Source organism: Streptomyces sp. SID3212 (assembly GCF_009865405.1).
In the GTDB taxonomy this organism is placed as follows: Bacteria; Actinomycetota; Actinomycetes; order Streptomycetales; family Streptomycetaceae; genus Streptomyces.
This window is the reverse complement of record NZ_WWJY01000647.1, coordinates 1-10,598: the sequence shown is the minus strand read 5'-3', so window position 1 is coordinate 10,598 and position 10,598 is coordinate 1. Positions and strand designations below refer to the sequence as shown.

The 10,598-nt window shown below is 70.1% G+C and carries 11 protein-coding genes; 4 read left to right on the top strand and 7 right to left on the bottom strand.

From position 1 onward, the window contains the following. Window positions 1-43 precede the first annotated feature (43 nt). The 7 genes from GT042_RS19450 to GT042_RS19420 all read right to left on the bottom strand — a co-directional run bounded on the left by GT042_RS19450 (window position 44) and on the right by GT042_RS19420 (window position 6,871). A complete protein-coding gene (locus tag GT042_RS19450; protein ID WP_161309999.1) occupies window positions 44-841 on the bottom strand; it encodes an ABC transporter permease subunit in 798 nt (265 codons plus the stop codon). Beyond that, entirely contained in the window at window positions 828-1,685 is an 858-nt protein-coding gene (locus tag GT042_RS19445) for a 2-aminoethylphosphonate ABC transporter permease subunit (protein ID WP_161309998.1), read from the bottom strand. Before GT042_RS19445 ends, GT042_RS19450 begins: the two co-directional genes overlap by 14 nt. After that, window positions 1,672-2,748 carry an ABC transporter ATP-binding protein gene (locus GT042_RS19440; RefSeq protein ID WP_161309997.1) on the bottom strand — a complete coding sequence of 359 codons (1,077 nt, stop codon included), beginning with the start codon at window positions 2,746-2,748 and terminating at the stop codon, window positions 1,672-1,674. The genes GT042_RS19445 and GT042_RS19440 overlap by 14 nt, the downstream gene beginning before the upstream one ends. Continuing rightward, window positions 2,745-3,443: a phosphonatase-like hydrolase gene (locus GT042_RS19435; protein WP_161309996.1), complete on the bottom strand. Its 699-nt coding sequence runs from the start codon at window positions 3,441-3,443 to the stop codon at window positions 2,745-2,747. Before GT042_RS19435 ends, GT042_RS19440 begins: the two co-directional genes overlap by 4 nt. 5 nt (window positions 3,444-3,448) lie before the next feature. Continuing rightward, entirely contained in the window at window positions 3,449-4,570 is a 1,122-nt protein-coding gene (locus tag GT042_RS19430) for a TIGR03364 family FAD-dependent oxidoreductase (protein ID WP_161309995.1), read from the bottom strand. Between the two features lie 146 nt (window positions 4,571-4,716). Further along, window positions 4,717-5,514 carry a GntR family transcriptional regulator gene (locus tag GT042_RS19425; protein WP_161309994.1) on the bottom strand — a complete coding sequence of 266 codons (798 nt, stop codon included), beginning with the start codon at window positions 5,512-5,514 and terminating at the stop codon, window positions 4,717-4,719. Between the two features lie 85 nt (window positions 5,515-5,599). Continuing rightward, window positions 5,600-6,871, bottom strand: a complete 1,272-nt coding sequence (locus tag GT042_RS19420; RefSeq protein ID WP_161309993.1) for an ROK family transcriptional regulator — start codon at window positions 6,869-6,871, stop codon at window positions 5,600-5,602. Window positions 6,872-7,061: 190 nt separating this feature from the next. Between GT042_RS19420 and GT042_RS19415 the strand changes: the two genes are divergently transcribed. The 4 genes from GT042_RS19415 to GT042_RS19400 all read left to right on the top strand — a co-directional run. Next, complete coding sequence (locus tag GT042_RS19415) at window positions 7,062-7,994, top strand: sugar ABC transporter permease (protein ID WP_345943838.1); 933 nt, start codon at window positions 7,062-7,064, stop codon at window positions 7,992-7,994. A 76-nt stretch (window positions 7,995-8,070) separates the two neighbouring features. Beyond that, window positions 8,071-8,937 (top strand): carbohydrate ABC transporter permease, encoded by an 867-nt coding sequence (locus GT042_RS19410; protein WP_345943837.1) that lies wholly within the window; start codon window positions 8,071-8,073, stop codon window positions 8,935-8,937. A 52-nt stretch (window positions 8,938-8,989) separates the two neighbouring features. Beyond that, the gene (locus tag GT042_RS19405) at window positions 8,990-10,348 is read left to right on the top strand and encodes a sugar ABC transporter substrate-binding protein (RefSeq protein ID WP_161309992.1); all 1,359 of its coding nucleotides are present in this window, start codon (window positions 8,990-8,992) and stop codon (window positions 10,346-10,348) included. Between the two features lie 82 nt (window positions 10,349-10,430). Then, the coding region (locus GT042_RS19400) for a glycoside hydrolase N-terminal domain-containing protein (protein ID WP_161309991.1) at window positions 10,431-10,598 on the top strand (168 nt) is incomplete at its 3' end.

The following is a 10,598-nucleotide window of genomic DNA, read 5'->3' as shown; positions in this document are numbered from 1 at the left end:
GGGGGTGGCGACGCGGGGAGGGGGGTGGCGGAGGGGCGGTCCTTCAGCGGAAGGAGGCGCGGTTGCGGATACGGGAGAGCGCGAGCAGCACGAGCAGCGTCGTGCCCATCAGGACCACGGCCAGCGCGGAACCGGTGAAGAGCGCCCCGCGGTCGGTGGCGGTGAAGACGCGCACCGGGAGCGGCATCCAGTCCGGTGGGTAGAGCATCATCGTGGCGCTCAACTCGCCCATGGACAGGGCGAAGCAGAGTCCCCCCGCCGCGGTGAGCGACGGCAGCAGGAGCGGCAGCCGCACCTTCCACAGCACGTACGAGGGGCGGGCACCCAGGGAGGCGGCGGCCTGTTCGTACATCGGGTCCAGCCGCAGGAGGGCCGCCGAGACCGAGCGGTAGGCGAAGGCCGTGACGAGTACGGTGTGCGCGAGGATCACGATCCAGCGCGTTCCGTTGAGCAGCACGGGCGGCTGGGAGAACGCGACCAGGACCGCGAGGCCGACGACCACGGACGGCACCGCGACGGGAAGCATGAAAAGCGTGTCGAGCAGCCGCTTCCCGCCCCTGCGCAGCGCCGACGCGGCGAGCGCCGCCCAGCAGCCGACGGCCAGGGCCAGCAGGCTCGACGTGAGGGCGGTGACCAGGCTGGTGGTGAGTGCCTGGAGCGCGTCACCCCGGACGGCCGAGGTGTAGTGCTCGCCGGTGAGCCCGGAGGGGAAGGCGCCGGACCAGTGGGTGGAGACCGACGCGGCGAGGACGACCATCAGGGGCAGCGCGAAGAGCGGTACGAACAGGGCGAGGAAGATCCCCCACACGGCCCACTTTCCCCGGCGGCTATGCACCAGCACGACGGCTCACCACCCGGTAGATCCCGTAGAGCCCCACGGAGAGGGCGATGTTGACGACCGCGATCACACAGGCGGCCGGGTAGTCGGATTCGAGGATCGCCTTGCTGTAGACGAGCATCGGCAGGGTCGTGACGTCCTTGGCCCCCGTGAAGAGGACGATCCCGAATTCGTTGAGGCACATGACGAGGACGAGGCTGCCGCCCGCGGCGAGGGCCGGGAGCGCCTCCGGAAGGATCACCTGCCGGACGATCCGGGCCGGGCGGGCCCCGAGGGACGAGGCCACCTCCAGCTGCGCCGGGTCGAGTTGGGAGAAGGCGGCGAGCAGGGGTCTCATCACGAACGGGGTGAAGTACGTGATCTCGGCGAGCAGCACGCCCCACGGGGTGGTGAGGAAGTGGAAGGGGCCTCCGCCCGCGCCGGTGACGTCCGTCCAGATCCCGTTGGCCATGCCCGCCGTGCCGTAGAGGAACAGCAGCGCGAGCGTGATCAGGAACGACGGGAAGGACAGGAAGACGTCGATGAACCGCGCGACCGTTCTGCCGCCGGGGAAGGGGACGAACGCGATCACCAGCGCGAGGAAGAAACCGAGGACGAGGCATCCGGCCGTCGACCCGGCGGCCAGCCACACGGTGGTGGTCAGCGCGTCACGGAACGCCTCGGAGGCGAACACGTCGGCGTACGGCTCCGCCGACACACCGCCCTCGTCGGGGAGGAAGGACCGCTGGACGACCAGGGCGAGAGGGTAGAGGAACGCGCACGCGAGCAGGGCCACGGGCGGCAGGGCCCAGACCCATCGGGGCGCCGCACGGGTGGCTCCCGTGACGGTCAGCTCAGCGCCGCCCATCGTCGTCCACCCCCGCCGGCAGCAGTACCGCGTCCTCGGGCGCGAAGTGGAGGGTGACCGACCGGCCCGGCGACGGTGCCTCGCGCAGTTCGCGCAGGTCGGCCATGATCCGGTGGCCGCCCACGTCGACGAGCAGCCGGTGGGTCGCCCCGCGCCACTGCACGTCCGCGACCGTCCCGCGCAGGGCGTTGGGGCCTTCACCGAGGCCGACGAGATGGGGGCGTACGCACAGGGTCGCCGCCGCGCCGCCGGCCGCGTCACCGACCGCGACCTTCAGCGCCGTGCCCGCGAACGAGACCCCCGAGCCGTGCTCCTGGACGGTGACGGGCAGGAGGTTCGCGTTGCCGACGAACGCCGCCGTGAAGGCGTTGGCCGGCCTGCGGTACAACTCCTGCGGTGTGCCGCAGTCCTGGAGCCTGGCCTTGTCCATGACGGCGATACGGTCCGCGAGGGTCAGCGCCTCGACCTGGTCGTGGGTGACGTACAGCATCGAGACCTCAGGCAAGTCCCGGTGCAGGCTGCCCAGTTCGGCGAGCATCCCGGATCTGAGCTGCGCGTCGAGCGCCGACAGCGGTTCGTCGAAGAGCAGGACGCCGGGCCGGATGGCCAACGCCCGTGCGATGGCCACCCGTTGCTGCTGCCCACCGGACAACTCCCTCGGGTGGCGAGTGGCGTAGGCGCTCATGCCGGTCATGTCCAGCGCCTCGGCGACCCGGCCGGGGATCCGGTCCTTGCCCACCTTGTGGGCCCGCAGCCCGAAGGCGACGTTGTCCCGGACGTTCAGGTGGGGGAAGAGCGCGTACTGCTGCACGACCATGCCGATGCCGCGCCGGTGCGGCGGGAGCGCGGTGACATCGCGGTCCCCGATGAGGATCCGCCCCGACTCGGGCCGTACAAAACCGGCGACGGCACGCAGTGCGGTGGTCTTGCCGGATCCCGAGGGCCCCAGAAGGGCCATCACCTCGCCCGGCCGCACGGTCAGGTCGAACGCGTCGAGTACAGGCTTCGCGCCGCGCCCGCCGTAGGACACCGAGACGCGGTCGAAGCGGATGCCGTGGCTCACAGCCCCTCCCCGGCCAGCAGATCCGGAAGCTCCGCGACCGAGCCGAGGACGTGGGTGGCGCCGCGGGCGAGGAGCTGGGCGCGGTCGTGTGCGCCGGTCAGGACACCGGCGACCACCCGCGCGCCGGCGCGCTCGCCGCTGAGCATGTCGTACGACGTGTCCCCGGCGACCGCGATCTCCCGCACCGCGTCCGCCGCCCGCGTGCGCAGCAGCGCGGCGAGCACCATGTCCGGGTAGGGGCGTCCCCGGCCCCCGACGTCGGCCGGGCAGAGCGTCAGGTCGGCGACCTCCTGCCAGCCCAGCGCGGCCAGGATGGCCTCCTGGGTGACGCGGGCGAATCCCGTGGTCAGGACCACGCGGCGGTCCTCGGAACGCAGCCGTTCGATCGTTTCGCGGGCGCCGGGCACCGGCGCGACGTGCCCGGCGTCGATCAGCTCCCCGTACGCGGTCTCGAAGACGGCGTTGGCGAGCCGGGCCTTGTCCTCGGTCCCGAAGAGGTGGCGGAAGACGGAGATCTTGGACTCGCCCATGGTGGCGCGTACGTAGTCGAGTTTCCCGGCGTGGTCCGGTGTGCCGGGCTCGACGCCCAGGCGTAGCGCGGCGGCGGAGAAGGCCCGCTCGACGAGCCCGCCGTCGAGGACGGTGGTACCGGCCATGTCCAGGACGATCAGTCTCACGCGGTGCTTGTCACTCATCCGTCTCACCAGCCCAGTTCGTCGGCGGTCGTCTCGGCGATGGCGGGCGAGCAGGTCATCCCGCGCCCGCCCGGCCCGGTCACCAGCCACACGGCGTCGCGGACGCGCTGCCGGTGGACGACCCGGCCCGGGTCGGTGCACTGCGCGTACACCCCGGCCCACCGGTGCCTGACCTTGGGGAGCTGGCGGCCCAGGAAGGACTCGGCGACGCGGGTGACGTGTTCGTACGGTTCCTCGACGACGTCGAAGGCGAAGGGGTGTTCGTACTCGTGGGTGTCGCCGATCGTGAGCCCGCCGTCGCGCCGCTGGACCATGAGCAGTTGCATCCGGTGCGCGGCGGCGGCCGGCTCCTGGGCCTGCTCCGCGTTGAGGGCGTCGAGCGCCTCGCCCGCGTACGCGGGGTAGTAGCGGAAGCTGTCGGCGTCGGCGACGGAGGTGGTGAGGACCTCGCCGAGGGGCTCGGTCTGCATCATCTGGAGGCGGACGCGCCGTACGGGCAGGTCGGGTACGAGTTCCCGGACGAGTCCGCCCAGCCAGGCGCCCGTGCACAGGACCACCGCGTCGCCGGTGTGCACGTCGCCGTGGTCGTCGCGCACGGCGTTGTCCCCGACCACCTCACGTACCTCCCGGTCGCCCAGGAACGTGTAACGGCCGGACCGGAGCAGCTCCTTCTTGAGGGCGAGCGGGGCGGTGCGGGGTTCGACGGCCGCGTCGCGCCCGCACCACAGGGCGGCTTCGTAGGTGCCGCGCAGGGCGGGATTGACGGCCCGGGCCTCGGCGGCGGTCAGCATCCGGTAGCCGCGGGCCTCCGCGTCGGGGCGGTTCGACGCCGCTTCGGCCACGGCCCGTTCCAGGTCGTTGCGGACCGGCGTCAGCGAACCGATGGCCCGGAAGCCCAGATCGGGTACGCGTGCTCCGATGCGCTCCCACAACTCCCGGGAGCGCAGGGCGGTTTCCAGTTCCTCACCGCCGGCCCGCCCGCTGACCCATATCTGGCCGAAGTTGCGGAGGCTGGCGCCGCGGGCCTCCGCCTCGCGCTCGATCTGGACGACCTCGTGGCCGCGTTCCACTGCGTGCCAGGCGTGCATGGTTCCCACCACGCCGGCCCCGACGATGACAACTCTCATGGCGGCCACGTTGCTGGCGGCGGGTGGCGCTCGCGGATCCGGTGGGCGACGGCACAGTGAACGGGCACTCAATTATGGACTAGACCCGTTATCTTCTCGTAATCAAAGGAGGGGGTGAGATGCGACCTCTTGTAGGTGTCTGCCCGTTATGCGCGACCCGGCTCGGTCCGCTGTCCGAGATGAGCGGTGAAGCTGAAGCGGTCACCCCGGAACAGCGTCCTCACCCGTTCCAGCGGCTGTCCCGACCCGTCGCGGGAGAGCCGGTGGAGCAGCAGCATGGGCAGCGCCGGCGACGTACCGATGAGCAGCGCCTCCCGGGGGGTCGCCAGGACCGTCTCGATCCGCTCGTCGGCGTCGCCGAAGGGCACGCCGACGACGTCGCGCAGGTAGGAGTAGAACGACGAGTCCGGCTCGAAGTCGACGTCCAGGCGCGGGACGCGGGACACGGCCACGTACGTGCTCTCCAGCCCGACGCGCTCGTCGTCCGCGAGCAGGACACGCTCCAGGTGCCAGACCGGCTCGCCGGTCCGTACCCCCACGTCGGCGGCCAGGGCCGCGGGGCATGGAAAGCGGTCGAGCCCGATGAGATTCCGTCCCGGCCTGCGATTCTGGCGGCGTACGCCCTCGGTGTAGCTGGCGAGCGACAACGGCTGTTCGAGCTTCGGGCCCGCGACGACGCTTCCGCGCCCCTGCCGGCGCAGGCGCCCTTCCAGCAGCAGTTCACGCAACGCCTGGCGGACGGTCTCGCGCGAGACCTCGTACCGCAGGGCCAGATCCCGTTCCGTCGGCAGTGATTCGCCCTCGCCCAGCGCGCCGATCAGCGCGCCGATGCGGGCCTTGACGGCGTAGTACTTGGGTACGCGCCCGTGCTCCGGGATGCCGGAGCGCACGGGTGCGCCGGGGTCGAAGTCGGGCGGGGTCGGATCGCTGTTCGGATGGTCCACGCATGGGATGTTCGCAGATGGCGAGGGTCGCCGGACGCCGGACCCGGCCGCCGGGAGACCGGGGCGGCCCGGCGCGACCCCCACGTCAGAGGGGGGAGAGGCGTGCCGTCGGGTCGCCCGCGGCGGCGATGCGCAGTGCCTCCGGGCGGGGGGAGAAGGAGTTGTCCAGGACGAGGGTGGCGGCGCCCACCGCCGCCACGTCGTCCGGTATCGCCGATTCGCTGAAGCGGACGCTGTGGGGGACCACGAGCCCGGGGTCGGTGCGCACCGCCTCGGGCAGGGTGGTCAGCGCCAGGGGTGCGATCCGGGACCAGAAGGGGCCGCCGAACACGATCTCCCCGACGTCGAGCAGGTTGATGACGACGACCAGGGCCCGGGCGATCTGCCGTGCGGCGGTGGTGAGGATCTCCACCGCCTCGGGGACGCCGGCGTCGGCCGCGTCCGCCAGGAGGCCGAACGCGGCGCCCACTTGCAGCACGTCCGTGGTGTCACCCGCCTGATCCTCCGTCAGAACACCGCGGTGTACGGCGTGTGCGACGAGCGTCCGGGGGGCCGTCACCACACCGACACAGCCGCGCCGGCCGCAGGCACACATGGGCCCCTCGGGGTCGACCGGTACGTGGGCGGTGTCACCGGCGTTCGAGCTCACTCCGCGAACGGCCGAACCGCCGATGGCGATGCCGGTCGCGAAGCCGGTTCCGTAGTACAGGAAGGCGAAGTTGCGGCGGGCGCCCGGCTCGCTGAACCACAGCTCGGACACGACCGCCGCCGTGGCGTCCTTCTCGATGAGAACGGGCAGGCCGGTGGCGAGATGGAGGGCCGAGCGCAGCTCCACCCGGTGCCAGCCGGGCAGCATCGGGGGGTTGAGCACGACGCCGGTCTCCGGATCGATCGGCCCCGGTGACGCCACGCCGACGCCGAGGACCTTCCCGCGGTCGATGTCGGCGGTCAGCAGGAGGGTGTCGACCATGGCGGCCATCTCCCGCACCACGTTCGCCGCGTCCTGGACCGTGGGGGTCGCCGTACGGATGCGTTCGCGCACCCGCCCGGAAAGGTCGATCAGCGCGTAGGTGATCACGGCGGGGTCGATGTGCACGCCGACCGCGAACCCGCCGTCCGGGTTCAGGGTGAGGAGCTTCGGCGGCTTGCCCCGGCCCTTGGCCGGCGTGGCCCGCTCGATCACGAGCCCGGCCTCGACGAGCCGCCGGCAGACGTTCGAAACGGTCATGCCGCTGAGAGCCGTGAGGGCGGAGACCCTGGTGCGCGTCACGCCCGACGGATGGCGGCGGATCGCGTCGAGGACGACGGCCACGTTGAACTCGGCGAGAGCGCCAAGATTGACCCCGGTACCGCTCATCTGCGATTTCCCCCTCGCTCCGTACGGGACGGTCACCGTACCCGCCCCTCACATCCTGACGGTCCGTGAGGCCGCCGCGGCCGGTGTCCTCTGAAACTTTCCTGGGTGCAGAGATCTTGACGGGGCCAAAAACGTACCCCTACTGTCCGATTAACTAATCACTCTGTTGAAAATACCGAAGGGAGGAGCGGTGTCAACACTGACCCCCTCACGGGTCCCGGCGCGCGAACCGAAGTCCCGTCGACGGCACCCCGCCCACCGCGGACACGCGACCGCCGCCTGGCTCCTCATCGCGCCGGCCATGATCGGGTTCGTCGTCTTCGCCGTCTACCCGACGGTGCGGGGCACGTACTTCAGCTTCACGACGTACCACATCCTCTCCCCGGCGGAGTGGACCGGACTGGCCAACTTCCGCCAGATGCTCGGCGATCAGACGTTCTGGCACTCGCTCCGGGCGACCCTGTACTTCGTCGTCCTCAGCGTCGCGATCGGCATCCTGGTCTCGCTCGTCACCGCGGTCGTCCTCCACCGGCTGACACGGTCGACGGTCGTCAGAGGGCTGGTGATCCTCCCCTTCCTCATCTCCGGAGTGGTCGCCGCCGTCATCTGGTCCTGGATGCTCGACCCGCAACTGGGCATCGTGAACGTCGCGATCAAGGCCGTGACCGGGCAGCGCGTCGAGTTCCTCGGATCGAGCGCGCTCGCGATCCCCTCCGTGGCGCTGATCAGCGTCTGGAAGTCGATGGGCTACAACGCGGTCCTCATCTTCGCGGGGCTCCAGACGATCCCCGGGGAGATCTACGAGGCCGCGCGCCTGGACGGGGCGTCCGAGATGCGGATGTTCCGCCACATCACGGTGCCGTTGCTGCGGCCGATCCTGGCCATGGTCGTGATCCTGTCGGTCATCAGCTCCATCCAGGTGTTCGACATCGTGCAGGTGGCGACCAAGGGCGGTCCCGCCAACGCCAGCAACGTCCTGCAGATGTACATCTACGACACGGCGTTCAGCCAGTACAACTTCGGCTACGCGTCGGCGATGTCGCTCGCCCTGTTCGCGATGCTCACCGCCATCACCTTCATCCAACTGCGTGTGACCCGCGCCAACGAGTCCGACACGAATTGAGGACAGCTCCGTGTCCCTCCTCCCATCGAGCCGGCGAGCCCCGGGCGGACCCCACGCCACGGCCCGGCCGTCGCGTGTGCCGATCGGACGCGTCCTCGCGTGGATCTACGTCGGGGTCGTCCTTGCCGTCACGATCTTCCCCTTCTACTGGATCCTGCGGACCGCGCTGTCCTCCAACGACGCCCTGTCGCGGGACCCTCAGTCGCTGGCCCCGGTCGGCCTCACGCTCAGCGGCTTCGGACGCGTCCTCGGGCTCGTGCACGGCAACGCCACCGGCACACTGAGCGCCCTCGACTCGGGCGACCTCCTGCTCTACCTGCGCAACTCCACCCTGTACGCGTCGCTCATGACGGTGCTCGTCATCTTCTGCTCGACGACCGCGGCGTACGCGTTCGCGCGCCTGCACTGGCGGGGACGCGACCTGATGTTCTCGCTGTTCCTCGTGGCGCTCATGGTCCCCGGCATCATGAGCATGCTGCCGAACTTCGTCCTCATCAAAGACCTCGGCCTCCTCAACACGTTCCCCGGCCTGATCCTGCCGGGTGCGCTGTTCTCGGCGTTCAACATCTTCTTCCTCCGGCAGTTCATGCTCGGCCTGCCGGCCGAGATCGACGAAGCGGCACGGATCGACGGCGCGGGGCCGATCAGGGCGCTGTTCTCCGTCACCGTCCCGATGACCACAGGGCCGATCACCACACTGACGATCCTGACGTTCATCAACACCTGGAACGAGTACTTCTGGCCGCTGCTGGTCACCAACGACAAGAGCACCGAGCCGCTCACGGTGGGACTCGCCTCGTTCCAGCAGAACGCCCCGACCGTGTCCCCCGACTGGGGCGGGCTCATGGCGGCGACGCTCGTCGCCGCGCTGCCGATGCTCCTGGTGTTCGTGATCTTCGGCCGGCGCATCGTCAACTCCATCGGCTTCACCGGCATCCGCTGACACCGGCGCCGCCCCCCCGGCACGCACACCCCACTCAACGAGGAGTAATGGAATGCAGCGAAAGTCGCTCACCGCTCTGGTCGCGGTCGCCCTGGCCGGCGCCACGGCTCTCACGGGCTGTTCGTCCAGCAGCGGAGGAACCACCACCGCGGGCGGCAGGACCGTCATCAACTACTGGAACTGGGACCCGAACATGGTGACCGCCATGGGCGCCTGCGTCTCGGGCTTCGAACAGGCCAACCCCAAGTACACGGTCAAGATCTCCCGTTACAACGTGCCGGACTACTTCACGAAGCTGACCGCCAACTTCGTGGCGGGCAACGCGCCGGACGTCTTCCAGGCCTCCGGCCAGTACTACCCGACCTACATCGCGCAGCACCAGATAGCCGAGATCGGGCCGCTGCTGAAGCAGAACGGCTACAAGAACAACTTCGCCAAGGGCATCGATCCCGTCACCGGCACCGACGGCAAGACCTACGGCCTGACCGTGGACTGGAACGCCACCGGTATCTACTACAACAAGGACCTGCTGGCCAAGGCCGGTGTCACCGAGGCGCAGATCCAGGACCTGACCTGGAACCCCACCGACGGCGGCACCTTCGGCAAGGTCGTCAAGGCACTCACCGTCGACGAGAACGGCGTGCACGGCGACAAGCCCGGCTTCGACGCCAAGCACGTGGCGACGTACGGCTTCCAGCTCATGGCCCCGCAGGACCCCAACGGCTCCCAGACGTTCAGCTCCTTCGCCGGCGCCCTCGGCTGGAAGGCGGGCGACACCTTCCCGTACCCGACGCAGATCCCGTACGCGGACCCCCGCTTCAGCGAGACGATGAAGTACCTGCGCTCGCTCTCCGACGACGGTTACGCCCCGAAGATCGGCGAGTTCGGCGCCAACACGAGCGTGGAGGACCAGCTCACCAGCGGCAAGGTCGCCATGATGATCCAGGGATCGTGGGACGTGGCCACCTTCTCCGGCAACACGAAGGTCAAGGTCGGCGTCGCGCCCCTGGTCAAGGACAGCAAGACCGGCAACCGCCTCATCCAGGGCGGCGGCGACCTCGAATTCATGTGGCAGGGCTCGAAGAACAAGGACGGCGCCTACAAGTGGCTGACCTACATGACCTCCGACGCCTGCCAGAAGGCGGCCGCGCAGGCCAACCCGGCCTTCTTCTCCGGCATCCCGGCGGTGTTCGACACCACGGCGAAGCAGGTGGCGGCGAAGGGCATGGACATCTCCGCCTTCAGCAACTACCTCAAGAGCGGTCTGAGCGCGGGCGCCAACTACTCCAACGGCGCCGGACTCCAGACGGCGGTCGTCCCGGTCTTCCAGCAGTACTGGGAGCACCAGGTCGGCGACAGCGTCTTCAAGCAGCTCCAGGAGAAGAGCAAGGAGACGATCGGCCAGAAGTAGGCCCGGAACGGGGCCCAGTGGCAGGACCAGCAGGGGGACCGGAAGTGCGATCGGCCGGGCGAGGACGAAAGTGACACGCAGGATGGATGAGACCCGGGGCGACGGCGGCCTTCACCGGATCGTCTTCGACGCCCCCGCGCGGAGCTGGCTGGAGGCCGCGCCGCTGGGCAACGGGCGCCTCGGCGCCCTCGTCCACGGCGGCACCGCCCGGGAGCGGATCTCACTCAACGACGGCACGGCGTGGTCGGGC